The sequence below is a fragment of the Streptomyces sp. NPDC050508 genome (assembly GCF_040655155.1).
In the GTDB taxonomy this organism is placed as follows: domain Bacteria; phylum Actinomycetota; class Actinomycetes; order Streptomycetales; family Streptomycetaceae; genus Streptomyces.
In genome coordinates this window covers 367,840-392,168 of sequence record NZ_JBFAJJ010000008.1, presented here as the reverse complement: position 1 = coordinate 392,168, position 24,329 = coordinate 367,840, and the positions used below count along the sequence as shown (strand labels likewise).

23 protein-coding genes are annotated in these 24,329 nt (G+C 70.6%); 13 read left to right on the top strand and 10 right to left on the bottom strand.

Going from position 1 to position 24,329, the window contains the following annotated elements:
* The first annotated feature begins 259 nt into the window (after window positions 1-259).
* Window positions 260-742, top strand: a complete 483-nt coding sequence (locus AB0I69_RS24890) for a VOC family protein (RefSeq protein ID WP_363097871.1) — start codon at window positions 260-262, stop codon at window positions 740-742.
* A 141-nt stretch (window positions 743-883) separates the two neighbouring features.
* Here AB0I69_RS24890 and AB0I69_RS24885 read toward each other — a convergent pair whose 3' ends face one another.
* On the bottom strand, window positions 884-1,642 hold the full coding sequence (locus AB0I69_RS24885; protein WP_363097870.1) for an ABC transporter ATP-binding protein: 759 nt from the start codon (window positions 1,640-1,642) through the stop codon (window positions 884-886).
* Window positions 1,643-1,797: 155 nt separating this feature from the next.
* Here AB0I69_RS24885 and AB0I69_RS24880 point away from each other — a divergent pair, with 155 nt between their 5' ends.
* The 9 genes from AB0I69_RS24880 to AB0I69_RS24840 all read left to right on the top strand — a co-directional run bounded on the left by AB0I69_RS24880 (window position 1,798) and on the right by AB0I69_RS24840 (window position 12,402).
* Entirely contained in the window at window positions 1,798-2,832 is a 1,035-nt protein-coding gene (locus AB0I69_RS24880; RefSeq protein ID WP_363097869.1) for an ABC transporter substrate-binding protein, read from the top strand.
* Between the two features lie 5 nt (window positions 2,833-2,837).
* Window positions 2,838-3,638, top strand: a complete 801-nt coding sequence (locus tag AB0I69_RS24875; RefSeq protein WP_363097868.1) for a class I SAM-dependent methyltransferase — start codon at window positions 2,838-2,840, stop codon at window positions 3,636-3,638.
* A complete protein-coding gene (locus tag AB0I69_RS24870) occupies window positions 3,635-4,393 on the top strand; it encodes an ABC transporter permease (RefSeq protein ID WP_363097867.1) in 759 nt (252 codons plus the stop codon). Before AB0I69_RS24875 ends, AB0I69_RS24870 begins: the two co-directional genes overlap by 4 nt.
* A 184-nt stretch (window positions 4,394-4,577) precedes the next feature.
* A complete protein-coding gene (locus tag AB0I69_RS24865) occupies window positions 4,578-6,161 on the top strand; it encodes an ABC transporter substrate-binding protein (protein WP_363097866.1) in 1,584 nt (527 codons plus the stop codon).
* Between the two features lie 2 nt (window positions 6,162-6,163).
* Window positions 6,164-7,120: an ABC transporter permease gene (locus AB0I69_RS24860; protein WP_363097865.1), complete on the top strand. Its 957-nt coding sequence runs from the start codon at window positions 6,164-6,166 to the stop codon at window positions 7,118-7,120.
* On the top strand, window positions 7,117-8,004 hold the full coding sequence (locus tag AB0I69_RS24855; RefSeq protein ID WP_363097864.1) for an ABC transporter permease: 888 nt from the start codon (window positions 7,117-7,119) through the stop codon (window positions 8,002-8,004). The genes AB0I69_RS24860 and AB0I69_RS24855 overlap by 4 nt, the downstream gene beginning before the upstream one ends.
* The gene (locus AB0I69_RS24850; RefSeq protein WP_363097863.1) at window positions 8,004-9,734 is read left to right on the top strand and encodes an ABC transporter ATP-binding protein; all 1,731 of its coding nucleotides are present in this window, start codon (window positions 8,004-8,006) and stop codon (window positions 9,732-9,734) included. The genes AB0I69_RS24855 and AB0I69_RS24850 overlap by 1 nt, the downstream gene beginning before the upstream one ends.
* Window positions 9,731-11,737, top strand: coding sequence for a CocE/NonD family hydrolase (locus AB0I69_RS24845; protein ID WP_363097862.1), 2,007 nt, complete (start codon window positions 9,731-9,733; stop codon window positions 11,735-11,737). The genes AB0I69_RS24850 and AB0I69_RS24845 overlap by 4 nt, the downstream gene beginning before the upstream one ends.
* A complete protein-coding gene (locus AB0I69_RS24840) occupies window positions 11,704-12,402 on the top strand; it encodes a TetR family transcriptional regulator C-terminal domain-containing protein (protein WP_363097861.1) in 699 nt (232 codons plus the stop codon). Before AB0I69_RS24845 ends, AB0I69_RS24840 begins: the two co-directional genes overlap by 34 nt.
* Here AB0I69_RS24840 and AB0I69_RS24835 read toward each other — a convergent pair.
* From AB0I69_RS24835 to AB0I69_RS24825, 3 genes are all read right to left on the bottom strand, one after another.
* The gene (locus tag AB0I69_RS24835) at window positions 12,365-13,279 is read right to left on the bottom strand and encodes an SGNH/GDSL hydrolase family protein (protein ID WP_363097860.1); all 915 of its coding nucleotides are present in this window, start codon (window positions 13,277-13,279) and stop codon (window positions 12,365-12,367) included. The two genes, AB0I69_RS24840 and AB0I69_RS24835, sit on opposite strands and share 38 nt — an antisense overlap.
* Window positions 13,280-13,356: 77 nt before the next feature.
* Window positions 13,357-15,021, bottom strand: a complete 1,665-nt coding sequence (locus tag AB0I69_RS24830; RefSeq protein ID WP_363097859.1) for an ATP-binding protein — start codon at window positions 15,019-15,021, stop codon at window positions 13,357-13,359.
* An 8-nt stretch (window positions 15,022-15,029) separates the two neighbouring features.
* The gene (locus AB0I69_RS24825) at window positions 15,030-15,704 is read right to left on the bottom strand and encodes a response regulator transcription factor (protein ID WP_363097858.1); all 675 of its coding nucleotides are present in this window, start codon (window positions 15,702-15,704) and stop codon (window positions 15,030-15,032) included.
* Between the two features lie 232 nt (window positions 15,705-15,936).
* Between AB0I69_RS24825 and AB0I69_RS24820 the strand changes: the two genes are divergently transcribed.
* The gene (locus AB0I69_RS24820) at window positions 15,937-16,365 is read left to right on the top strand and encodes an STAS domain-containing protein (RefSeq protein ID WP_363097857.1); all 429 of its coding nucleotides are present in this window, start codon (window positions 15,937-15,939) and stop codon (window positions 16,363-16,365) included.
* Between the two features lie 3 nt (window positions 16,366-16,368).
* Here the strand turns inward: AB0I69_RS24820 and AB0I69_RS24815 are convergent, their stop codons facing one another.
* From AB0I69_RS24815 to AB0I69_RS24800, 4 genes are all read right to left on the bottom strand, one after another.
* Entirely contained in the window at window positions 16,369-17,244 is an 876-nt protein-coding gene (locus AB0I69_RS24815) for a geranyl diphosphate 2-C-methyltransferase (RefSeq protein ID WP_363097856.1), read from the bottom strand.
* Between the two features lie 49 nt (window positions 17,245-17,293).
* Window positions 17,294-18,331, bottom strand: coding sequence for a family 2 encapsulin nanocompartment cargo protein terpene cyclase (locus tag AB0I69_RS24810; protein ID WP_363097855.1), 1,038 nt, complete (start codon window positions 18,329-18,331; stop codon window positions 17,294-17,296).
* A 16-nt stretch (window positions 18,332-18,347) separates the two neighbouring features.
* Window positions 18,348-19,793 (bottom strand): family 2B encapsulin nanocompartment shell protein, encoded by a 1,446-nt coding sequence (locus tag AB0I69_RS24805; RefSeq protein ID WP_363097854.1) that lies wholly within the window; start codon window positions 19,791-19,793, stop codon window positions 18,348-18,350.
* A gap of 210 nt (window positions 19,794-20,003) precedes the next feature.
* Window positions 20,004-21,014: a zinc-binding alcohol dehydrogenase family protein gene (locus AB0I69_RS24800; RefSeq protein ID WP_363097926.1), complete on the bottom strand. Its 1,011-nt coding sequence runs from the start codon at window positions 21,012-21,014 to the stop codon at window positions 20,004-20,006.
* A gap of 121 nt (window positions 21,015-21,135) precedes the next feature.
* Here AB0I69_RS24800 and AB0I69_RS24795 point away from each other — a divergent pair, with 121 nt between their 5' ends.
* A complete protein-coding gene (locus tag AB0I69_RS24795) occupies window positions 21,136-21,930 on the top strand; it encodes a VOC family protein (RefSeq protein WP_363097853.1) in 795 nt (264 codons plus the stop codon).
* Between the two features lie 16 nt (window positions 21,931-21,946).
* On the opposite strand, the gene AB0I69_RS24790 is transcribed toward AB0I69_RS24795, so the two are convergent.
* The gene (locus tag AB0I69_RS24790) at window positions 21,947-22,561 is read right to left on the bottom strand and encodes a TetR/AcrR family transcriptional regulator (RefSeq protein WP_363097852.1); all 615 of its coding nucleotides are present in this window, start codon (window positions 22,559-22,561) and stop codon (window positions 21,947-21,949) included.
* Window positions 22,562-22,618: 57 nt separating this feature from the next.
* Here AB0I69_RS24790 and AB0I69_RS24785 point away from each other — a divergent pair, with 57 nt between their 5' ends.
* Window positions 22,619-23,086, top strand: a complete 468-nt coding sequence (locus tag AB0I69_RS24785; protein WP_363097851.1) for a nuclear transport factor 2 family protein — start codon at window positions 22,619-22,621, stop codon at window positions 23,084-23,086.
* 13 nt (window positions 23,087-23,099) lie between these two features.
* On the opposite strand, the gene AB0I69_RS24780 is transcribed toward AB0I69_RS24785, so the two are convergent.
* On the bottom strand, window positions 23,100-24,314 hold the full coding sequence (locus AB0I69_RS24780) for a low temperature requirement protein A (protein ID WP_363097850.1): 1,215 nt from the start codon (window positions 24,312-24,314) through the stop codon (window positions 23,100-23,102).
* Between the last annotated feature and the right edge of the window lie 15 nt (window positions 24,315-24,329).

Sequence of the window (24,329 nt, the reverse complement as noted above, 5' to 3'; positions counted from 1 at the left end):
GGTAGTGCCGCGATGTGCCGTCTGACGGCTGCGGCGCCATCGTGGCTGGTCGCGCCCACGCGGCGGTAGCCGCACATCGATACAGCCCCGCGCCCCTTCGGGCGCTGCCGGACCGCGGCGGACTTCGCCCGACCTGCTTGGTTCGGGGCCGGGGATCGCCCACCTGGATTATTCGACGGGCCGACCGATGAGTTTCGCGGCGCGGACCGGTCGATACAGATGACTGTGTTCGATGCCCCCGGAGCCCATGGAGGAGCTCATGACCACCGACGGATTCACCACCTGCCTCTGGTTCGACGGACAGGCCGAGGAGGCCGCCGAGCACTACGTCTCGATCTTCAAGAACTCCAGCATCGGACGTGTCGGCCGCAACGTGGAGGGCGGCGCGGGCCCCGCCGGATCGGTGCTGGCGGTGGAGTTCACGGCCAACGGCCAGAAGTTCGTCGCGCTGAACGGCGGACCGCAGTTCAAGTTCAACGAGTCGGTCTCCTTCCAGATCTTCTGCGCCGACCAGGAGGAGATCGACTACTACTGGACGAAGCTCCTCGACGGCGGCGGCGAGCCCGGCCCGTGCGGCTGGCTCAAGGACAAGTACGGCCTGTCCTGGCAGGTCGTCCCCGAGCACCTCATCGACATGATCAACGACGCGGACCCGGAGAAGGCGGCCCGCGTGACCAAGGCCTTCATGGCGATGGGCAAGTTCGACATCGCCGCGCTGGAGAGGGTGTACGCGGGCGAGTGACGGCCAAGTCCTCGACGGCGCCCTGCAGATACGGATCGGGGGGGAGGAACATGTTGGCCGAGACGCCGGTACCGAGGTCGACCATCCGGCTCCAAGCCCCCGGCGGTCCGTCCGACTGGGAGACGGGCGTTGCCCGTGGGGTCAGTCCTCGCTGTCCAACAGCAGCGCGTGCAACTCCGCTGCCCGGCGGGCCAGTTGCTCCGCCTGATCGGGCTTGGCGCGGGTGCGTGGCCGGGGCAGGGTGATGTCGAGGACCGTACGGATCCGGCCGGGGCGGGGCGTGAGTACCACCACCCGATCGGCGAGCATGACCGCCTCGTCCACGGAGTGCGTGACGAGGACGACGGTGGACGGATGCTCGCGGTGCGTCCGCTGCAACTCGGCGCACAACTCGTCCCGGGTGAGCGCGTCGAGCGCGGAGAACGGCTCGTCCATCAGCAGCACCCGGGGTCGCTGCATGAGCGACCGGCACAGCGCCACCCGCTGCTGCATCCCGCCGGACAACTCGTGCGGCAGGCGTTGTTGGAAGCCGTCGAGGCCCATTGTCTCGATCAGCCCGAGTGCCAGTTTCCGCGAGCCGTCGCGCCGCTCGCCCGAGATCTCCGCAGGCAGCAGCACGTTGTCCAGCACCGACCGCCATGGCAGCAGCGCCGGCCGTTGGAAGAGAACGGCACAGTTGCGGCGCGGCCCGGTGACGGCACGGCCGCCCATCAGGACCTCGCCCCGCGTCGGCGGCACCAGCCCGGCGATCAGCCGCAGCAGCGTCGACTTCCCGCAACCGGAACGCCCGACGACCGCCACGAACTCACCGTCGGCCGCCTCCAGTTCGATGCCCTGAAGCGCTTCGACGGAGCCCCGCCGATGCGTGAACTCCTTGGACACACCCCGTAGTTGGATCACGCGTCGACTCCCGTCGGCCGCCGTGCGCGGAGTACCGAAAATCGCTCTGCTGGATTGTGACATGCGCGCGTACGATTTTCCGGATCGCGACCCCGGCGATAAAGCCCCACCGAGTGCCGCCGTCCCCCCACCCATTCCCCCTCCGGGGAGGTCGCATGATCCGCTCATACCGCACAGCGACGGTGTTCTGTACCGCGGTCACGCTACTGGCCGCCGCAGCCTGCGGCTCCAACTCATCGTCCAAGAGCACGAGTTCGGCCAAGGACCACATCACCTACGTCACCGCCTTCGGCGCGGCGGGACGGGACGCCTTCGCCTGGGTGGCCGAGCAGAAGGGCTATTTCCGGCAGGCGGGAATCGACGTACAGATCGAACTCGGAAAGGCCACCGGCGAGAACCTCAAGGCCCTCGCCTCCGGAAAGGCGCAGTTCACGAGTTTGGACCTGACGGGCGCGATGATTTCTGCGGGCGCCAAGAACTCCACCGCCTACCGCGACTTCCGTGCCGTGCTCGCCGTCCATCAGCGCACCCTCGTCTCCATCATGGCGATGCAGGGCTCGGGCATCACCACCCCGAAGGACCTCAAGGGCAAGCGGATCGCGGCCGCCGCCAACTCCGTGAACCAGTTGCTCTTCCCCGGCTATGCCAAGCTCGCCGGCATCGACACCGCCGGAATCCACTGGATCGCGGTCCAGCCCGTCCAGCTGGGCCCGGCCCTCGCGAGCGGAAAGGCCGACGCGCTCAGCACGTTCCTGATCGGTCGGCCCACCATCGAGAAGGCCACGGTGCAGGCCAGGTCGAAGCATGTCGTGGTGTTCCCCTACAGCACCTACCTGCCCGACCTGTACGGCAACGCGACGGTCACCACGGCCTCCCTCGCCGCGAAGAAACCGGACCTGGTCAAGCGCTTCCGCGCCGCCCTGCTCAAGGGGCTGAAGTACACGATCCAACACCCCGACGAGGCCGGGAAGTTGTTGCACGCCAAGCACCCGGAGACGGACGCCACGGCCGCGACCGCGGAGATCAAGCTGATGACACCGTCCGTGACGGCCGAGGGCGAGTCGTCCATCGGCCTGATCACCGAGGCACGGATGCAGCGGGCCCTCACCAGCCTGCAGAACGCCGGTGTCATCCAGCTAGGCATGACACCGCAGGACCTCGTCGACTTCGCCGCCATGAAGACGAGTTGACGGCCGTGGAGACACCGCTCTCGTACGCCTTCGACAACGACGACCCGGAGGCCGCCGCGCGGCACGGCCAACTCCCGGCGATCCTCGACGAGTTCACGATCTCGCGGTTGTCGTCCCTCGGCGACCTGACCGGCCGGCGCTGTCTGGAGACCGGCGCCGGGGGCGGCAGCATCGCCGACTGGCTCGCCCTCGCGGCGGGACCCGCGGGACGGGTGCTGGCCACCGACGTCAACACCCGGCATCTGCCGCCGAGTCCGCCGTACGACGTGCTGGTACACGATCTGGAGCAGGAACCGGTGCCCGACGGGCCCTGGGACGTGATCCACGCCCGGCTGGTGCTGGCGCACCTGCCCGGACGGGAGGCCGTTCTCCGCGGGCTCGCCGCCGCGCTCGCGCCCGGCGGCGCCCTCGTGGTGGAGGACTTCGCGTCCGTCTTCCGCAGGCTCGTGCTGGCGGCCCCCACCCCGCAGGCCGCCGAACTGGTCGACCTCTACCACGAGTTGCTCGTCGAACGCGTCCTGCCCGCCCACGGCAACGACCCCACCTGGGCCGGGCGGGTACCCGCCGCCATGCTGGAGGCGGGCCTGACCGACGTCGACACCGTCATCCATGCGCGGTCCTGGCGGGGTGGCACCGCGGGCGCGCTGCTGATCGGCGCGAACATCGCCCAGGCACGGGAGGACTTCCTGGCGGCAGGCATGACGCAGGCGCAGCTGGACGAGCTGGGCAGACTGGTCGCCGATCCCCGGCTGATGGTCCGTGACCACTTCACCTACTCGACCATCGGCCGCAGGCTCCCGGCGTGAGACGCCTCCTGTCGGCGGGACCGCCGGTCCTGGCGGCCGTGTGCGCCCTCGCCGGGTGGTGGCTGGTGACCGTCGCCTTCGACATCCGGCCATTCCTGCTGCCTGCGCCGCCCGATGTCGTCGACGCCTTCGAGCGGCTGCCCGGTTATCTGCTCCGGCAGACCTGGCAGACGTTCACCGAGACGGCCGTCGGCTTCGGCCTGGCCGTGGGCGCGGGACTGGCGACCGCCGTGCTGCTCACCGCGTCCCGCGGCGTGGAACGCGCGGTCATGCCGCTCCTGGTCGCCGTGAACGCCGTACCCAAGATCGCGGTGGCACCGCTCCTCGTGGTCTGGCTCGGCTTCGGGACCGCCCCGAAGGTGTTCATGGTGGCCCTGCTCGCCTGGTTCCCCGTGGTCGTGTCGACGATGGCAGGACTGACCTCCGTCCCCCTGGAACTGACCGAACTGGCCCACTCGCTCACCGCGTCCCGCTGGCAGACCTACCGCAAACTCCGCATCCCCTGGGCCCTGCCCCAGGTCTTCACCGGCCTGCGCCTCGGCGTGACCCTGGCCGTCGTGGGCGCGGTCGTCGGCGAGTTCGCGGGCGGCGACCAGGGCCTCGGCTACGTCATCGTGGCCTCCGGCGGCAACGCCGACACCCCCCTCGCCTTCGCCGCGATGGCCCTGCTCAGCGCGATGAGCGTGCTGCTCTTCTACGTCGTCGTCCTCGCGGAGCGGGCGCTGCTGCCCTGGGCCCGCGAGATCACCGGCTGAGCGACCGCACGGGCCGTACCGGCAACCCCTGCGCGACGCCTCCGCGTAACCAGTGCGTTTCGGACGTTAATTTCCGGGCCCAAAGGGTTGGCGGGAAACCATCCCCTCGTTATCGTTCACGCACTTCACTCAATCGTTCCGCTGAACGAATAGCTGAACGAATAGCGACAAGGACGGTCGGTACATGTCCGACATCCACCACCCGGGCCGCCGGTCGGTGCTCGCCGCTGGCGCCGCCTCGGCCGCCGCGCTCGGCGGGTCCTGGCTGCTGACCGGCTGCAGTGGGGCGGAGGCCGCCCCCGTCCTGCCGGCCGCTGCCCAGAAGGGCGCCCCCGACCGCGGCGGCACCCTGCGCATCGCCCGGCCGCCCGCCTCCGACGCCGAGACCCTCGACCCGGCGAGCTCGCTGTCCGCGTACGAGTACCTGGGCGCCCTCTACAACCGGCTTGTCCGTGTCGCCGCGAACGGCGAGCTCGCCCCCGACCTCGCCGAGTCCTGGGAGACCGACGCCAAGGCCCGCACCTGGACCTTCCGGCTCCGCAAGGGCGTCGCCTTCCACAACGGCCGCGCCTTCACCTCCGCCGACGCCGCCTACACACTGCGCCACATCCTCGACAAGGCGACGGCGTCCCCGCAGGCCGCGGTCCTCGCCCCCCTGATCGACCCGGCGAAGCTGGGCACGCCCGACGCCCACACCCTCGTCGTCCCGCTGAAGAGCCCGAACGCCGAGTTCCCGAGCCTGCTGACGCACTACAACTGCTACGTCATCCCCGACGGCAGCGCGAAGTCCATCGGCCGCACCGGCATCGGCACCGGCCCCTTCAAGCTGGAGTCGTTCGCACCGGCGGGCCCCGGCCGCGTCACCGCGTACAAGGACCACTTCGCGGGCCGCCCCGTCCTCGACGCGATCGCGTTCTACTCGGTCGCCGACATGTCGGCCCGCTCAAATGCCCTGCTGGCAGGACAGGTTGACCTGCTCTCGCAGACCAACCTCGACTTCGCGACCGCCCGCGTGGTCGCCGCCTCGGACCGCGCGACCATCGCCCGTGTGAAGAACGCCCAGTGGTACGTGCTCCCGATGCTCACCACCGACAAGCCCTTCACCGACGTCCGCGTCCGCCAGGCGATGAAGCTCGCCTACGACCCCGAGCACGTCGTGAAGGTCGCCCTCCAGGGCGCGGGCACGCCGGGCTGGGACAATCCGGTGCCGCCGAGCGACCCGGCCTACATCTCCGCGCACCCGAAGCACGACCCGGAGAAGGCCAAGTACCTGCTGAAGCAGGCGGGCCACGAGGGCCTTGCCATGGACCTCTACACCTCCTCCTACGACCCGCTGTTCACGCCGATGGCGCTCGCCTACCAGGACTCGGCGAAGCGGGCCGGCATCCGGATCAAGGTCAAGACCGCCTCCGCGGACTCCTACTACACACAGATCTGGATGAAGAAGCCGCTGATGGCCACCTACTGGTTCACGGGCCGGCCCGTCGACCAGCTCTTCACCCAGATCTTCCGCAGCGGCTCCTCGTACAACGAGACCGCCTGGTCCGACAAGCAATTCGACGCGGTGCTCGACAAGGCCCGCGCCGAGATCGACGACACCAAACGCCGCGAACTCTACGGCGAGGCGCAGACGTTGGTGATCGAGAGAGGCGGGGCGATGACCCCGATGTTCGCCGACCGGCTCGTCGGCATCTCCCGCAAGGTGCGCGGATACGCCGAGCACGGCTTCGAGTTCGACTACCTCAACATCGGCCTGAAGGGAGCCTGACCATGCTCTCCTTCATAACCCGCCGTATCGCGGCCGCAGTTGGCACCCTCTTCCTCTCCTCCGTCCTCGTCTTCCTCGCCGTCCAGGCCCTGCCCGGAGACGTCGCCACCCAGATCCTCGGCAAGGACGCGACCCCGGACGCCGTGGCGGCCCTGCGCGAGAAACTGAAGCTCGACCGGCCGGCCTGGGAGCGGTACTGGGACTGGGTCCGGGGCGCCCTGCACGGCGACTTCGGTACCTCCCTCGTCTCCGGCAAGGCCGTCGGCGGCGAAGTGTCCATGTACCTCGGCAACTCCGCGCTGATCGCCGTCGTCACGGTCCTCTTCGCGGTCACCGGATCGATCGTCCTGGGCATCCTCGCGGGCCTCTACCGCGACCGCTGGCCCGACCACGTCATCTCCACCGTCAGCCTGGTCGGCATGAGCGTCCCCGAGTTCGTCGTGGCCACCGTGCTCGTCCTGTGCTTCTCGGTCGCCCTCCCGTGGTTCCCCGCGGTCGTCCTCTACGGCCCCGACGCCACTGTCGGTCAACTCCTGCCCGCCGTATGGCTTCCCGCACTCGCGCTCGCCGTGGTGATGGCCGCGTACATCGTCCGCATGGCCCGCACCTCGGTGATCGACGTGATGGCCACCGAGTACGTCACGACGGCCCGCCTCAAGGGCCTGTCCACCTGGCGGGTTGTCACCCGACACGCCCTGCCGAGCGCCCTGTTGCCCACCCTGCACGTCATTGCGCTCAACGTCGCCTGGCTGGTCGGCGGGGTCGCGGTGGTCGAGAACGTCTTCAACTACCCGGGCATCGGCAAGCTGATGCTCTCCTCGGTGCAGAACCGCGACCTGCCCACCATCCAGGCCATCGCCCTGATCAGCGCGGTCGTCTACGTCGTCTGCAACCTCGCGGCCGACCTCGCCACCATGGCCCTCAACCCGAGGCTCCGCACCCGAGGGAGGACCCGATGACCACGCTCGACACCGTCCCGCCGACGACCGTACGAGGCGCCCGCACCGTCCGCGCCTGGCGCACCCTGAGCAGCTCCCGCACCGCACTCGTCGGCCTCGCGATCGTCGCCGTACACGTCCTGATCGCCCTGCTCGCCCCCCTCCTCACCTCCTACGACCCCATCGCCAACGACGCCAACCACGCCCTCCTCGGCCCGAGTTGGAGTCACTGGGCCGGAACCGACCAGTACGGCCGGGACGTCCTCGCCCGCGTCCTCTACGGCGGCCGGTACGCGCTCGGCGTCTCCGTCACCGCCACCCTGCTGACCGTCGCCCTCGGCACGGTCATCGGCTGCGCGGCGGCACTGCGCGGCGGCTGGTTCGACGACGTACTGGGACGAGTGCTGGACGCGATCCTGTCCATACCCGCGGTCCTGGCCCTGCTCGTCGTCGTGACCGCCCTCGGCACCGGCCCCGCGGTCATCGTCCTCGCCGTCGCGATCGTCTACGTCCCGCAGGTCGTCCGCGTCGTACGCGGCGCCGCCCTCGCGGTCGTCCCCGCCGACTACGTGACCGCGGCCCGCGCCCGCGGTGAGAGCACCTGGTCGATCCTGCGCCGGGAGATCCTCCCGAACATCACGGACGTGGTGTGCGTGGAGTTCGCGATGCGGGCCTCCTGGGTCGTGCTGCTGATCTCCTCGCTGTCCTTCCTCGGCTTCGGCGCCGACCCGCCAACTCCGGACTGGGGCCTGATGGTTGCCGAGAACCGCACCGCCATCACCGTCGTCCCGATGGCCAGCCTCGCCCCCATCATCGCCCTGGCCACCCTCGTGGTCGGGCTCAACCTCGCGGCCGACGGCCTGTCCAAGGCGTGGGGCGTCGACCGGATCAGGGAGGGCTCCTGATGGCCTCGATCGTTACCGTCAACTCCCTGTCCGTGGCCTACCGTTCGGGCGGCCAGGACGTCCCCGTCGTGCACGAGGTGTCGCTCGACGTCGCCGAGGGACAGACCCACGCCCTCGTCGGCGAGTCCGGCAGCGGCAAGTCGACCATCGCCGCGACCCTCCTCGGTCACCTGCGACACGGATCGCGGATCACCGGAGGCTCGGTCCAGGTGTCCGGCGCCGACGTCTTCGCCCTGCCCGCACGGGCGTTGCGACGACTGCGCGGCGGAACGGTCGCCATGGTCGGCCAGAACGCCGGCCACGCCCTCACCCCCTCCATGCGCATCGGACGGCAGATCGCCGAGGCGGGCGGTGACGTGCCCGTCGTCGACCTCCTCGAACAGGTCCGGCTCCCGCGCCCGGCGGAGTTGGCCCGCCGCTATCCGCACGAACTCTCCGGCGGCCAGCAACAACGCGTCGCCATCGCCATGGCCATCGCGGCCCGCCCCAAGGTCCTGGTCCTCGACGAGCCGACGACCGGCCTGGACGTCGTCACCCAGCGCAGCGTCCTCGACCTGATCGCCGCCCTGCGCGACGAACTCGGCCTCGCCGCGGTCCTGGTGAGCCACGACCTCGGAGTCGTCGCCCACATGGCCGACGAGGTGACCGTCCTGCGGTCCGGCCGCGTGGTGGAATCGGCGCCCACCAGGCAGCTGTTCGCCCAGCCCCAGGACCCGTACACCAAGCGCCTGTTGGCGAGCGTGCCGCGCCTCGACGACACCGGGCTCGCCGTCGTCGGCGAGACGGGGGAGCGGGAGGTCAGGCCCCGGGCGGAAGTCCCCGCCGACGCCCCCGTCGCCGTCTCCGCACAGGACATCACCATCGACTACGGCAGCACCCGAGCCGTGCACGGTGTCTCCTTCGACGTCCGGCGCGGCGAAGTCCTCGCCCTCGTCGGCGAGTCCGGCAGCGGCAAGACCACCCTCGCGTGGAGCCTGGCCGGACTGCGCACCCCGTCCGGCGGCACGATGAACCACGCGGACGGCGACCTGGCCCGCCCCGCACAGCAACGACCGCTGTCCCTGCGCCGCCGGGTACAGCTCGTCTTCCAGAACGCCGACACCTCGCTCAACCCCCGCCGCTCCGTGGGCGACGCGGTCCGCCACCCCCTGCGCTTCTTCGGCACGGTGCCGGACCGCACGGAGGCGACCGAGCGGGCCCGCCAGCTCATCGCCGACGTACGCCTCGACCCGGCCCTCGCCGACCGCCTGCCCGCACAACTCTCCGGCGGCCAGCGCCAACGCATAGGCATCGCAAGGGCGTTGGCAGGCGAGCCGGACGTGCTGATCGCCGACGAGATCACCACCGCCCTGGACGTGTCCGTCCAGGCCGACGTACTCCGGCTCCTCGACGACCTGCGCCGCGAACGCGACCTGGCCTGCCTGTTCATCAGCCACGACCTGGCCGTCGTACGGGGCATCGCCGACCGGGTCGTCGTCCTGCGCCACGGCGTCGTCGTCGAAGAGGGCCCGACGGAAGCCGTCTTCGCCGACCCCCAACACCCCTACACCCGGCAACTCATGGCCGCCGCCCTCGAACCCGACCCCGACGCACAGCCCTACGTCGACGACACCGCCGACTGGGCCGACGCGGCGGACGGGGACGACATCTGGACCGGCCACGCCGACGACGGCCACCGCGTCCGACGCTGGCGACCCCTCAACGCCCCTGTGGCGGAAGGAGCTTTGTGAAGTACCGCGAGCAGTTCGAGCGCCGGGTCGTCCGGGAGGACGTCTGGATCCCCACCCGGGACGGAAGGACCCGGCTGCACGCCCGCATCTGGCGGCCCGCTGACGCCGAGTCGGACCCCGTGCCCGCGCTGCTCGAATACCTCCCGTACCGCAAGAGCGACTGGACCGCACCGCGCGACGCCCAACGCCACCCCTGGTACGCCGGACACGGCTACGCCTCCGTCCGCGTCGACATCCGGGGCCACGGCGACAGCGAGGGCCTGCCCGGCGACGAGTACGACGCGCAGGAACTCGCGGACGGCGTCGACGTCGTCAACTGGCTTGCGGCGCAGGCCTGGTGCACGGGCAAGGTCGGGATGTTCGGCATCTCCTGGGGCGGCTTCAACTCCCTCCAGATCGCGGCTCTCGCACCCGAGCCGCTCAAGGCGATCGTCACCGTCTGCTCCACCGACGACCGCTACGACAACGACGTCCACTACATGGGCGGAGCCGTCCTCGGCATCGACATGCTCGCCTGGGCCGGCACCATGCTCGCCTTCGCCTCCCGGCCGCCGGACCCTGCGAACGTCGGCGCGGACCGCTGGGTGCCGATGTGGCGCGAGCGCCTCGACGCCCTCGACCCCTTCCTGCACACCTGGCTCGCACACCAACAGCGCGACGACTACTGGAAGCACGGCAGCGTCTGCGAGGACTACACCGCGATCGACGCGGCCGTCCTCGCGGTCGGCGGCTGGAACGACCCGTACCGGGACACGGTGTTGAGGCTCGTCGAGCACCTGCCCGGCGACCGCGTCCGGGGGATCGTCGGTCCTTGGTCGCACCAGTACCCCGACCGTGGTCTGCCGCCCGGCCCGGCGATCGGCTTCCTCCAGGAGACGCTGCGCTGGTGGGACCAGCACCTCAAGGGCATCGACACCGGAGTCATGGGGGAGCCGCTGCTGCGGGCCTGGATCACCGACCCGGTCCCGCCGGCGACGTCGTACGACGTGCTGCCGGGACGTTGGGTGGGGGACGCCAACTGGCCCTCCCCGAAGGTCGGTTGGAGCGAGCGCCCGCTGGGTACGACCGCCGCCCCGATCGTCGTACGCTCCCCGCAGCACACCGGCCTCGACGCCGGACGCTTCTTCCCCTTCGGCAACGCGAGCGACCTGCCGCCGGACCAGCGCGAGGAGGACGGCCGTTCGGTCTGCTTCGACTCCGAGCCGCTCACCGCACGCGTCGAGATCCTCGGCCGACCGCGCGTCCGGCTCCGCCTCGACAGCAGCACCCCGCGCGCCCATGTCATCGCCCGCCTGTGCGACGTGGCGCCGGACGGCTCGTCCACGCTCGTCACCCGAGGCGTGCTCAACCTGCTGAGCAGGCACGGCCGTGACCGGGCCGTCGAATGGACACCGGGCACGTACGAGGACGTCGAGTTCGAGCTGACCGGCATCGGCTACGCCGTCCCGCCCGGCCACCGCATCCGGCTCGCCGTCTCCGACACCTACTGGCCGTGGGTCTGGCCGCACGGCGAGCGCGGAGAGCTGCGCGTCGTACCGGCCGACAGCGCCGTACTGCTGCCCGTCCGGGAAACCGGGGCCGAGCCGACGATCGGTTTCGAGGAGCCCGAGCAGGCCACCCCGCTCGCCGTGACCTACGACCGGCCCGCCGAGCCGACCCCCGAGCGACTCGTCACGCACGACGTCGCCAAGGGCGAATGGACTCTGGAGGTCGACCCCAACTACGGGGGATCGCGGACGTATCCGGACGGGCTGCGCTACGAGGAGAGCGCGCGGGAGACCTACCGCATCCGCGGCGACGACCCGCTGTCCGCGAACGCGGTGTCGGAGTGGCGCATCCGGTTGCGGCGCGGGGACGACTACGACGCTGAGATCATGGCGCGGACGGAGCTGCGCGCCACGGCCGCGGACTTCGTCATGGACAGTCGTGTCGAAGCACGGGCGAACGGAGAGACAGTGGCCAAGCGCGCATGGCACCGCACCACCCCGAGGACGTCGGGATGACGGCCGCCAAGCAGCCTCAGCCGGCCGCCAAGTCCCCGCGTCGCGCCGTCGCCGCCGCCGACCGCACCCGGCAGCCCACCGAGGTGCGCCGCCGGCTCATCGTCGAGGCGGCCGTCCCGCTGATAGCGGAACGCGGCTACGCCTCGGTCGGCGTCCGGGACGTGGCGGCGGCTGCCGGAGTCTCCGTCGGCACCGTCACGTACCACTTCGGCAGTGTGCAGGAGATCCTCTCCGAGGCCATGGTCCTGCATATCGAGCGCTACTACGCCGAGTTGAGCGAGGCCGCCGAGCAGGCGACGAGCGGTGCCGAGGCGCTGCGGCTGCTCGTCGACGCGCTGTTCACCGAGGACACCGACCGGCACTGGCGGATGTGGTTCGACTACTGGAACGCGGGCGAGCAGGGCACGGACGAGGCCTTCAGCGGCGGGCAGGCCCGGCGCTACGAGACCTGGCACCAGCAGATCCGTGCGTTGGCCCAACGGGGCGTCGCCGACGGCGAGTTCGGCTCCGACGACCTCGACGGCTTCACGGTCCGCTTCGCCGCCCTCGCCGACGGCCTCGCCCTCCAACGGCTGCGCCAGGCACCCCCGTTGAGCACCGAGGACGCCCGCCGACACCTCAAGCGGCTCATCGAGACGGAGCTAGGTCGCCGATCACCCGAGTGATCTCCCGGGCGATCCGCAGGATCCCGGGGGAGCGGACCGGGCACGGCCTGGGCGTCGATGTCGTCGGCGCCAGGCAGAAGTGCAGGTAGTCCTTGTCGAGGTGCAGGGCCGTGCGGCCGTTGCCCGGCTGGGTGCAGTAGTCGGGGTGGGCGCGTTCGTAGGCGGTGCAGGGCAGGTACTGGGTCCAGGTGTAGCGGGCTCCGGCGGGGCTCACGGTCCGGCCGGCGTCGGCGACGATGTCACCCGTGGACTTGGCTTCCCTCTTGTAGAGCGCGTTCACGGCCTCGACCCGCTCGGGGGTGATCGGGTCGGGCCCCTGCAACACCCAGACGATCGTGGGCCGTTGGGCGCCTCCGGCGGTCGCGATCTGCGCGGTGAGCTTGCTGAGGTCGGCCCTGTACCGCTGGAAGTACGTCGTCCGGTCGGCGGTGTAGGTGATCCCGTCCATGCAGGGGGTGTAGGCCCAGGCGTTGCCCCAGAACTGCAGCACCACGAAGTCCGGGTGCAGCGAGCGCACGAGGGCGGCCGCCTTGTCCCCGTCCGGGACCAGCGAGTTCACCTTGGTGCCCTCCAGGTAGTCGCACAGCGTGGTCCCCGAGTACGGGGCGCTCGTATACGTCGCGTCCAACGTGCCGCGAAGCTCCTGGCCGAGCACGTTCTGGCTCTCCATGGCGAGGGAGTCCCCGAGATACAGCACACGGGGCGCCGACTTCACCGGGGCACTCGGCGAGACGGGCGCCCGCTGTCGCGTGGTGGTGGCCGACGCGCCCGGCACGGAGGGGGTGGGCGGGGCGGCTTGAGGCCCGGACGCCGGGTCCGTGCACGCGCCGAGCAGCACTCCGGCCAGCAGTACGCTCACGATCCACGGTTTCCGCATACGGCAACTCCCGCCCCGGGCACCGGAAAACGGCTCCCCAGGCAAGCACAGCCGGGCAGCAGGGGGAAGACACCCGACTACTCCAGACGCGCCAGCAGGTCCAGCAGATCGGTCAGTGGGAGCGGCTTGGCCAGATGGGCGTCGAAACCGGCCGCCCGGGACAGCGAGCGGTCGGTGCCCTGACCGAAACCGGACACCGCGATCAGGCGCGGCCGGTCGCCGTGTGGACGGGCACGCACCGTACGGGCCACCGTGTAGCCGTCGGTGTCGGGCAGACCCAGATCGCACAGCACCACGTCGAAGACGTCGGACTCGGTCGCGGTGAGCGCGTCGGCGCCGGTGTGGACGGCGGTGACGCGGTGGCCCTGCCGCTCCAGCAGGGTGTGGTAGGTCGCGGCCAGGTCGGTGTTGTCCTCCACGATCAGGATGGCCAGTCGACGCCGTGCCCGGGGTGGCGCGGACGGCCGTACCGGTTCCGGCGCCGCCTCGTCGGCCGTCGGCAGCAGCACGGTGAACACCGCTCCCTTGCCGGGCCCCTCGCTCCACGCGCTGATCCGGCCGCCGTGCAGTTCGACCACCGTCCGCGCGACCGCGAGCCCCAGACCGAGCCCCTCGGGCGTGTTGGGGCCCGCCGGTGCCGCCCGCATGAACACCCCGAACAGGTCCTCGGCCTGGGCGGGTTCGAACCCTGTGCCGTCGTCCCGCACGGTGAGCCGGACCTGCCCCTCCTCGACCGCGAGCCGCACCTCCGTACGCCCGCCGGGCGGGGTGTACTTGAGCGCGTTGGACAGCAGGTTCGTCAACACCTGCGCCAGCCGCAGCCGGTCCCCGTCGACCACAACGGGCGTGTGCGGCAAGGTGACTTGGAGCGTTCGGTCCTCATGTCCGAACAGGCTCCGGATGTCCGCGCACGCGCCCTCGACCACGGACCGCACGTCGACCCGCTCCGGCACCAGCGCAAGGCGCCCGGTCAACGCCCGTGTCCCGTCCAGCAGATCGTTGCTCATCCGCACGAGCGTGCCCAACTGCCGTTCCAGGACGGACAGTGCCGGATGGCCACCGATCGGCAGGTCCAGTGCGAGCAGTTCCACGGCCGCCGTGGCGGCGGCGAGCGGGTTGCGCAGCTCGTGCGAGAGCGTGGCGATGAACTGGTCCTTGGCCCGCTGCTCCTCTCTCAACTGCCGCCCTGCAGCGTCGAGTTCGGCGTTGGCGCGGCTCAGCTGCTCGTTGACCTCGTGGATCTCCCTGGCCCGGACGAACAGGTCGATCTCCATGCCCTCCGCCCGCATCTGGGCCTCGGCGACGGCCCGTTCCTGCTCCCGGCCGACCCGGCGCAGATGGACGAAGTCCGTGACGTCCTCCACCCGGTGGATGATGTGCGTGACCCGTCCGTCGGCGTCCAGGACGGGGGAGTTGACGGGACTCCAGTACCGCTCGTCGAAGGTGCCGGCCTCGCCGCCGGGGATGTCGTAGCGCTGCAACGCCATCGTGTCCTTGCGGCCCGTCGCCACCACGGACTCCAGCGAGCGGCGCAGATTGGCGACCCCGTCGGCCGACGGATCGTCCGGGTTGTCGGGGAACACGTCGAAGATCCGCTGCCCGACGATCGCGCGTTCCGTACGAGTGGCGGCGAGGTACGCGCGGTTGACCTCGACGATCGTGAAGTCGGGGCTGAGCACCAGCAGTGGGGACAGCGAGGAGTCGAAGAGCAGCCGGAAGTCCGGGGTGGCGAGGGGCGGCATGACGGCTCTCAGGGGTCGAGACGGTAGCCGTAGCCGCGGACCGTGGTGATCCGGGGCGCGGGCGTGGGGAGTGCCGCGAGCTTGCCGCGCAGGCGGTACACGTGCTCGATCACGGTCGCGGGCTGTTGCCAGGAGGCGCCCCAGATCCGTTCCAGCACCTGCTCGGTGGAGAACACCCGGCCGGGCGCCTCGCCGAGCATCTCCAACAGGGCGTACTCCTTCGGCCGTAGCGTCAGGAAGACGCCGTCGGCGGACGCCTGGCGGGCCGCCGTGTCGATCCGCAACGAGCCGACCTGCAACACCGCAGGGACCTCCGGCGGCTGCGACCTGCGCAGCACGGCCCGGATGCGGGCCACCAACTCCCGTTGCGAGAACGGCTTGACGAGGTAGTCGTCGGCGCCGATCTCCAGTCCCGCCACCCGGTCGGCCTCCGCGCCGCGCCCGGTGACCACGATGACCGGGAGGCGGCTGGTGGACCTCAGTGCCCGCAGGAGTTCGAGGCCACTGCCGTCCGGCAGGCCCAGATCGAGTACGGCGAGATCGACGCGGCTCTCGTAGAGGACGGACTTTCCGGCGCGGGCGTCCATGGCCCAGGTGACGGTGAATCCCTCGCGTTCCAGATAGGAACGGCACATCAGTGCGAAATCGGGTTCGTCCTCGATCAGGGCGAGGTGCGGACGCATTCCGGATCACCTGGCCCAACTGCTGCCCGCTCGTTGTGTCGCTGATGAGCGGGCGTTGATGCCCCGACCATGTGGCGAAGGTAGAACAGTAAGCACCCACGGTTCAAGGGGGAGCCGCTCGGGGGGAGTTCCGGCGCGGGCTCGTGCGGTGCGGGGATGTCGAAGCCGCCGTACGAACCCGCGCCGGATCGCGCGCCCGCGCGCGGAAGGCACGGAACGGGGACGGAACACCTTGCACGAGAACAGCCTGTTGTCCGAGAACGGCCTGTCGCACGACAAAAGCCTGGAGCCGGTGCCCACCTCGGCCTGGCCCGCGCCCGGCGAACACGCCCTGCTGGGCGCACGGGACGGCCTGCTGGTCGTCGACCTGCACGGCGACCTCGACCTCGCGACCGCCACCCCGCTGCGCGAGTGGCTGGACTCGGTGGTGGCGTTGCGTGCGCCCGCCTACGTCGTCGATCTGCGCCGCACCACGTTCATCGACTCCACCGGGCTCAACCTGGTGCTGCGATTCCGCCGCCGGGTGCGGGAGGGCGAGGCGGGGTTCGCCGTGGTGTGCGCCCCGCGCACCGTGCGCCTGTTGCGGGCGCACGGCACGCTGGACGTACTCGATCCGGTACCCGGCCTCCCGGAGGCGGCCTCCAGGATCGCCGGGCGCTGAGACTCAGACCCGGTCGGCCGCGATCAGCAGATACTGGAAACTGCCATTGCGATAGGCGGTCAGGAAGGTGTCCTCGATCCCGGTGACCAGATGGTCGGCCTGTCGGCGCAGCGCCCAGTAGGGGATCGTGTCCTCGGTGAGGTCCCGGACGTGGACGGGCACCAGCCGGTTGCGGGCCATCGCCCGGAAGTACTCCGACCTGGGGTGGATGTCGCAGATGTAGTGGGCGTTGATGAGGGACACCTCGCGCGAGGCCCGGCCGTAGGTGTCGTTGTAGCAGCCGGTGATCACCACATAGCGTCCGCCGCGGCGCAGCAGCCGGGCGTGCTCGGCGAACAGCAGGTCCAACTCCACATACATCGTGGACTCGTTGTTCCACGACGCGGCGAACTCACCTGTCGGGAAGCCGGTGTCGAGCATGTTGCGGTGGTGGTAGCGCACCTCGCCGTCGATGCCCCGCTTGCGCGCCTGCGCGTTGGCGAACTCGGCCTGCTTCGCGGAGATCGTGACTCCGTCGGCCCGGCAGCCGTAGCGCAGATGCGCCACCACGCTGCCGCCGCCGCGCCCGCAGCCTGCGTCGAAGACCCGGTCGGCGGGGGAGAGTCGGCCCAGGTGGGAGGCGAGGAGGTCGGCCTGCGCGTGTTCCAGGCGGTGCAGTTCGGCGGTGAGCCGCTCCCGGCGCCGGACGGGGTCGGGCTCCTCCAGCACGGACTCGTCGGCCCCGCCTATTCCGTAGTGGTGGTGGTACAGGTCGTCGAGCTGTCCGAGGTCGAGGTTGACCGGGTTCTCTTCGGCGTTCCAGTAGTCCGCGACACGGTTCTGGTACGTGGACTGGGTCGGCACCGGTGCTGCTGTGGTGCCGGCGTCGGCGGTGGTCAACGGTGACTCCTAGCGTGGTACGTCTGACAGGACGTCAGGGGCCGGTCTGTTACCAGTAGTTGGGCAGGTGGTAGCGGTGGGTGTTGGTCGCGTGCCACTCGTGATTGCCGGCCACCCAGGCAGCAAGGCCCTGGGTGTAGCGCTCGACGAGGGGCGAGGCGGCGGACAGCACCGCGGACTCCTCCTCGAAGGCGTCCATGATCCGGTTGTGGATCTCGACGGACCTCAGATAGGCGGCCTTCAGCCCGCACCGCTCGTTGGCGGCGACGACCTGCGGAAGGTTGAGGTGGTCGGGGTCGGCCAGCTCCTTGGTGAAGGAGTAGAGGTCGTTGACGACCGTGGTGGCGTTGCCGGCGAGGGCCGTGATCCGCTGGATCTCGGGCCGGGCGTAGACCTGCTCGGGCAGTTCGTAGCCGTCGACGGCGTCGACGACCGCCAGACAGGGCCGGAAGTTGTTGAACTGCCGCATCACCAGGTACTCCCAGACACGCGGTACGTACCGGATCTCCATCCAGGCGGCCTCGCCCAGGTAGCCCAGGTGCAGTCGGGCGAGGTCGTGCACGAGCCGGTCGGTCTGGCTGGGGGTGGCGACGAGGGCGTAGTCCTTCAGCGCGAAGTGGTACGAGCGCAACGGCCCGTCGGCCTGCACACCGTGCCGCCACTCAGCCTCCAGCTCGGGGGTGCTGTGCAGCGGGTCGAGAGCCGACTGGGCCATGACCAGCGGGCCGCCCAGCCCGCGGTGCGAGCCGCCTCTGTCCTCGTCCTCCTCGCAGTAGCAGTTGTCGACGATGTTCTCGGCGAGCAGCAACTTGCCGGCGGCGGTGAGCCGTTCCAGGTCCGGCGCCGCCGGGTGCTGGAGCACGATGGCCCGGCCGAACTGGAACCCGGCGAAGTCCCCGTCCCACGCGGCGGGGAACAGTTCGTGCCCGCGGGCCCAGGCCTCCAGTCTGCGGTCGATCTCCGCGGCCTTCTCCGGGTCGGCGGGTGCGGCCGGTCGGTACTTGAGCCCGGGGATCGCCCCGGTGCGGCGGGCCCGCACGGTGCTCGCCAGGTTCGGCGGGCCGGGCAGCGATAGGGATGTGGTCATGGAGTGCTCCACGCCGTCATTCGGCGGTCCGGCCGATCTGGACGTTCTCCAGGATTCCCGCCGCGTCGGGGACCAGGATGGCCATCGAGTAGTACGCGGTGACGAGGTAGCGGATGATCGCGGCGGAGTCGATGCCCATGAAGCGCACGTTCAGACCGGGCTGGAACTCCTCGGGGATGCCGGTCTGGAACAGTCCGATGACACCCTGGTCGGCCTCACCGGTACGCAGCGCGATGATGCTGCTGGTGTGCTGCGGGGTGATCGGAATCTTGCCGCACGGGAAGAACGGGACACCGCGCCAGGCGGGGATCTCGTGCCCCTCGACGTTCACCGTGCCGGGCACAAGACCCCGCCGGTTGCACTGCCGGAAGAAGGCCGCGATCGCCTTCGGATGGGCCAGGAAGAGCCGGGTCTTGCGGCGCATGGCGAGCAGTTCGTCGAGGTCGTCCGGGGTCGGCGGTCCGGTGAAGGTGCTGATGCGCTGGGTGTAGTCGACGCTGTGCAGCAGCCCGAAGTCCCGGTTGTTGACCAGCTCCCACTCCTGGCGCTCGCGGATCTCCTCGATGGTGAGCCGCAGTTGCTGCTGGGTCTGGTCCATCGGGTCGTTGTAGAGGTCGGCGACCCTGGTGTGCACCCGCAGCACGGTCTGGGTGAGGGACAACTCGTACTCGCGCGGGGCGAGTTCGTAGTCGACGAAGCCGCCGGGCAGCGTCGGCTCGCCCACATGACCGGCCTGCACCGGGACATCGGCCTCGCCCCTGCGGTTCATCGGCAGCCGCTGCCGCTCGGCGTACGCCTCCAGATGGGCGGCCAACGACGGTACACGGGCGGTGAGTTCGACCACGACGTCCCAGGGCAGCACGAGGAGGACGCCCGCGGTCTCGGCGCGCACGGAACTCAGCCACAGCGGGTCGGACTGGCCGATCGCCTCGTCCCCCATCTGGTCGCCGTCGGTGACGACCCCGAGGACCTCCTCCTCGCCGTACTTGCCGGCGGTGTAGCGGGTGAAGCGGCCGTGGGCGACCAAGTAGGCCTCGGTGACGGGCTGTCCGGCCTCGAAGAGGATCTGTCCGGCCCGCACCTCCCGGACCCGGAACCGGCCCGCGACCTCCTTCAGGACCTCCGTGTCGGAGTACCCGCGCAGCACGGGCAGTTCGGTGAGGGTCTCGGGGATGACCTTGATGTCGTCGGCGCCGTTCTGCTCGAACCGCACCCGGCCGCGGCCGATGCTGAGCTGGAGCCGCCGGTTGACCCGGTAGGCACCGCCCCGCACGTCCACCCAGGGCAGCATCTTCAGCAGCCATCGCGAGGTGATGGCCTGCATCTGCGGTTCGGACTTGGTGGTCGTGGCGAGCTGACGTGCCGCCAGGGTGCTGAGACTGGTGGGTAGTTGACCGTTGCCGGGGGTCGCGGGGTCGGGTTCGTCGGTGGCGGGTCCGTGGGCGCTTTCCGGAGTGGACACATTCCCTCCCGGGAGGTGAACAGGGGTGAGCGCGTCGTCGGTGTACAAGCCAAACAGTCCTGCCCAGGACCGGTAACCGCGCGAAAGGGGCGGCTTCACGCCCCGGTGGTGTAAACCCGCCGATCGAGGCGGGGAGAGGAAGAGAGCGTTCCCGCACCCCGGCGCACAGGGCGTGGAACCGCCTCACCTGCGCGAACCCCCGCGCGCCGCCTACCCGTTGAGGTCGTTCACCAGCACCGCGGCCCCGTCGAAGCGGCCGGCCTTCAGATCCGTCAGCGCCTGCGCGGCCCGCGACAGCGGATACGTGTGGGTGGTCGCGCGCACGTCATACCGGGCGGCGAGATCCAGGAACTCCCTCGCGTCCGCACGGGTGTTGGAGGCGACGCTGCGCAACTCCTTCTCGTAGAACAGCTCGTGCTCGTAGTTCAGGGGCGGTGTGTCGCTGAGGTGGATGCCCGCGACCGCGAGGACCCCGCCCCGGTCGAGCGCCCGCAGCGCCACCGGCACGAGATCACCGACGGGCGCGAACAGGATCGCGCTGTCCAACGGCTCCGGCGGCGCCTCGTACGCGTCACGCGCCGAAGCCGCCCCCAGGTCGAGCGCGAGCCGCTGCGCCGCCCGGCCCCGGGTCAGCACATGCACGGTGGCCCCCTCGGCGAGCGCCACTTGGGCGCACAGATGGGCGCTGCCCCCGAAGCCGTAGAGACCTAGCCGTCCGCCCGGCGGGAGCGCCGCCCGGCGCAGCGCACGGTAGCCGATGATGCCGGCGCACAGCAGCGGTGCCAGGGCCACGTCGTCGAGGCCGGCGGGCAGCCGGTGGGCGAACGCGGCCGGTACGGTCGTGTACTCCGCGTAACCGCCGTCGGCGTCCCAGCCCGTGTACTCGGACCGCGGGCACAGATTCTCGGCCCCGCGCAGGCAGTACACGCAGGTGCCGTCCGTACGACGCAGCCAGGCGACGCCCACCCGGTCACCGACCGCGAACCCGCTCACCCCGGCCCCGAGCCCCGCCACCACCCCGACGACCTCGTGCCCCGGCGTCACCCCCGGGCGGCGCACCGGCAGATCCCCCTCGGTGACATGCAGATCGGTACGGCACACCCCGCAGGCGCGCACGTGCACCAGCAGTTCGTCGTCACCCGGCACCGGGACCGGCTTCTCCACCCACCGCAGGGAGCCCTCCTCGACCGGTCCCGGCTCGCCCACCGCCCACGCGCGCATCGTTGTCGCATCCGCCATACGTCCAGTGTGGAACGGACCCCGGCGTTCGGCGCGCGCCTCGCACTTCAGGTGACTAGCGTGAGAAATCGGACAACCCGACCTACCGGAGAGGGCCGCAGCCATGGCCGTACAACCTGAGGGAACCCCCTGTTGGGCCGACGCGATGTTCAGCGACGTCGAAGGAGCCAAGCGCTTCTACGGCGAGGTCCTCGGCTGGACCTTCGGCGACGCGTCGTCGGAGTACGGCAACTACACCCAGGCCTTCGTCGACGACAAGGCCGTGGCGGCCATCGTGCCGCCGATGCCCGGCCAGGAGGGGCAGTCGCAGTGGTGCCTGTACCTCGCGTCACCGGACGCGGCGGCCACCGCGGCGAAGATCCGGGAGAACGGCGGCCAGGTGCTGATGGAGCCGATGAAGGTCGGCGACTTCGGGACGATGTGCCTGGCCAGTGAGCCCAGCGGCGCCGTCTTCGGCGTCTGGCAGGGCGGCGTCCACGAGGGCTTCGAGGCCACGGGCGTGCCCGGCGCCTACGCCTGGGCCGAGTTCTTCACCCGTGAGCCCGCGAAGGCGGACGGGTTCCTCCCGGCGGTCTTCCCGTACTCGGCACAGCAGGTGGACGACAACAACGTCGACTTCCGCGTCTTCAAGCTCGGCGAGAACCCGGTCCTGGGCCGGATGAAGATGGGCGACGAGTTCCCGCCCCAGGTGCCGTCGTACGTCAACGTGTACTTCGCCGTCGACAACTGCGACGACGCCGTGGCCACGGCCACCAAGCTCGGCGGCATCCTACGCTTCGGGCCCATGGACAGCCCCTTCGGACGGTTCGCGGCCCTGAGCGACCCGCAGGGCGCCTCGTTCTCGGTGATCGACATGACCGCGACGCAGGGAGAGATGCCGTCGATGACGGACGTCTAGCCGAGCAGGCCGTACGTCATCGGCCGTCGGCCGCCCACCAGGCGGGTGCGCAGGCGACGGCCGCGTCGACCATGTCGTCCTTCGTGACGGACGCGTCCTTCAGCCATGCCCTGATGGCACCCGCGAAACCGTGTGCCATGAACTGCGCGATCATCCGCCGGTTGGCCTCGGGCAGCCCCGGGTGGTCGCCCTCGGCCATGAAGGTGAGGGCGTAGTCGCTGAAGTGGCGCACGAGCGCGTCGTAGACACCACTGTCCGCGGGGTCGTCGAGGGCGTGCCGGTATATCGGCAGATACCGCTCGACGTGGTCGGCCACCTCCGCCGTGGACATACGCAGCAGTTCGTGGGCCGAGTACCCGCCCCGCGCACGGTGCTCGGCCTCCCGGCGGTGGCCGCGCTCCAGGTCGTCGTAGAGCACCTGGATGAGCAGGTCCAGGGGGGAGCTGTAGCGGTTGTAGAACGTGGCACGGGTGACCCCGGCGCGGTCGGCCAGTTCGCCGACGGTGATCTGCGAGACGGGCCGTCGGCCGGCCAGGTCGACGATGGCCTCCTCGAAGGCACGGGTCGTGCGGGTGATGCGTGGATCGATCCGCTGGTTCAGCGCTCCGCCCTCCTCGGGTCCACGTTGCACTCTGCCATGAGGAGTGATTTTATACACATGTAAAATAGTGCGGCGAAAGGGAAAGTCATGGCCTCGCACAGCGAGATCTCACCCCGGGAAGCCGCCGACCGGCTGGCCATCCGCGAGCTGGTCGACGCGTACGCGCACTGCGCGGACCGGCGGGACGCCAAGGGCCAGATGAGCCTGTTCACCGAGGACACGCGCTTCCTGGTGTTCATGGACGCCACGGCCGCCGAGCCGACGCAGACCCTGCACGGGCGCGAGTCCCTGGCCCCGGTGTTCGACAACCTCAACACCTACCGGGCCACCACACACTTCAACGGGCAGAGCACCGTCTCCCTGGACGGCGACCGGGCGACGGGCGAGAGCTACTGCCTGGCGCACCACATCGGGGTCGACGAGTCCGGGCAGCGCACGCTGATGATCGCCTCCATCCGCTACCTCGACGAGTTCGCCAAGCAGGACGGCGACTGGTACTTCGCCGAACGCCGGCTGATGGTCGACTGGACCGAGACGCGCCCCTCGACACCCTGACGCCGGTGCGCGGTCACGTGGCCGGCTCTTCCTCGTAGTGGGACACGCGGTTGGCGACGGCGACTCCCCAGGGGATGCCGAAGAGCAGCACGAGCGCCAGGCCGAGGACGAGCGGGGCCGGGCGCAGGGCGCCGACCGCCACACACAGGACGGCCATGGCGACACACGTGCGGGCCAGGGGCCGGTAGAGCCCGAGGTTCTCGTTCCAATGGCGCAGGGACGCCGCGAGCACCATCGTCGCGCAGAGCACGACGGCCGCGCCCCCGCAGAGCACCCAGGCCGTGGCCGCGGGGGTCCGGCTGTCGTGGGCGTGCTCGACGAGGCCGACCATCGCGGCGCCCATGGCCGCCACCGCGGCCGTGATCGGCAGATGGACCACCATCCATTGCAGGGCACCCGCGCGCGTGGGCTTCGGCAACCGGTGCCCCGCGAAGTCGAAGTAGGTCCACCAGGCGCCGAACCCGACGACCACGGCGACGAGCCCGACGGCGAGGGTGAGCGCGTTCGTCGGCTCGTGGGCCAGCCCGTCGACGACCCCGGTCACGTTCTCGCCGAGCACGATGATGATGAACAGCCCGAACCGTTCCGTGAGCGCGTCGGTCACGCTGAACGCGACCACCCGCTCCGGGATGGCCCGCCCGATGACGACCACGAACCCCACCAGGTAGACCACGGCCAGTACACCCCACGTCAGCACGCGGGCGTCCGCGGGCAGGGCGGAACTCGCCGCCAGCACGACCGCGCAGCCCGCCGTCCCCGTCACGTACAGCATGCTGGGGCGCCGGAATTCGGGCGTGTCACTGCGCGAGGCGAGCAGCCACAACAGCGCCAGGACCCCGAACAGCACGCCCGCGTCCACGGCGAACGCGGCACCGCGCGCGTCGCCCGCCCCAGGAATGAACGCGCCCAGCGGGACGAGCACGAGGATCTGCAGCAGGAACATGCTCCGGCCGCGGGCGTCCTCGTGACCGTGCAGTTCGTGGTGCAGGCTGCCGTTGAGCCAGGCGATCCACACCAGCGCGAACACCGCCGCGAACAGGCCCAGTCCGCGCCAGTCGAGTTCGCCGGACAGGTGATGCGCGGCCTGCGCGACCAGGACGACCACGACCAGGTCGTAGAAGAGTTCCAGCGGCCCGACCACCCGCTCCCGCGGCTGCTCGCCGTGGGGGCGCGGAGGTCGCCACAACTGGTGGCGCACCCGGGCCCATTGCTCTTGTCGCGAGGTCATGCGCGCAGCGTAGAG

Excerpts from the sequence above, each read along its gene's own strand:
- AB0I69_RS24840 (WP_363097861.1), top strand. The coding sequence starts at position 11,704 with ATGGCACCGCACCACCCCGAGGACGTCGGGATGACGGCCGCCAAGCAG.
- AB0I69_RS24880 (WP_363097869.1), top strand. The coding sequence starts at position 1,798 with ATGATCCGCTCATACCGCACAGCGACGGTGTTCTGTACCGCGGTCACG.
- AB0I69_RS24785 (WP_363097851.1), top strand. The coding sequence starts at position 22,619 with ATGGCCTCGCACAGCGAGATCTCACCCCGGGAAGCCGCCGACCGGCTG.
- AB0I69_RS24850 (WP_363097863.1), top strand. The coding sequence starts at position 8,004 with ATGGCCTCGATCGTTACCGTCAACTCCCTGTCCGTGGCCTACCGTTCG.
- AB0I69_RS24825 (WP_363097858.1), bottom strand. The coding sequence starts at position 15,704 with ATGCGTCCGCACCTCGCCCTGATCGAGGACGAACCCGATTTCGCACTG.
- AB0I69_RS24795 (WP_363097853.1), top strand. The coding sequence starts at position 21,136 with ATGGCCGTACAACCTGAGGGAACCCCCTGTTGGGCCGACGCGATGTTC.
- AB0I69_RS24855 (WP_363097864.1), top strand. The coding sequence starts at position 7,117 with ATGACCACGCTCGACACCGTCCCGCCGACGACCGTACGAGGCGCCCGC.
- AB0I69_RS24835 (WP_363097860.1), bottom strand. The coding sequence starts at position 13,279 with ATGCGGAAACCGTGGATCGTGAGCGTACTGCTGGCCGGAGTGCTGCTC.
- AB0I69_RS24830 (WP_363097859.1), bottom strand. The coding sequence starts at position 15,021 with ATGCCGCCCCTCGCCACCCCGGACTTCCGGCTGCTCTTCGACTCCTCG.
- AB0I69_RS24890 (WP_363097871.1), top strand. The coding sequence starts at position 260 with ATGACCACCGACGGATTCACCACCTGCCTCTGGTTCGACGGACAGGCC.
- AB0I69_RS24810 (WP_363097855.1), bottom strand. The coding sequence starts at position 18,331 with ATGACCACATCCCTATCGCTGCCCGGCCCGCCGAACCTGGCGAGCACC.
- AB0I69_RS24860 (WP_363097865.1), top strand. The coding sequence starts at position 6,164 with ATGCTCTCCTTCATAACCCGCCGTATCGCGGCCGCAGTTGGCACCCTC.
- AB0I69_RS24780 (WP_363097850.1), bottom strand. The coding sequence starts at position 24,314 with ATGACCTCGCGACAAGAGCAATGGGCCCGGGTGCGCCACCAGTTGTGG.
- AB0I69_RS24800 (WP_363097926.1), bottom strand. The coding sequence starts at position 21,014 with ATGCGCGCGTGGGCGGTGGGCGAGCCGGGACCGGTCGAGGAGGGCTCC.
- AB0I69_RS24865 (WP_363097866.1), top strand. The coding sequence starts at position 4,578 with ATGTCCGACATCCACCACCCGGGCCGCCGGTCGGTGCTCGCCGCTGGC.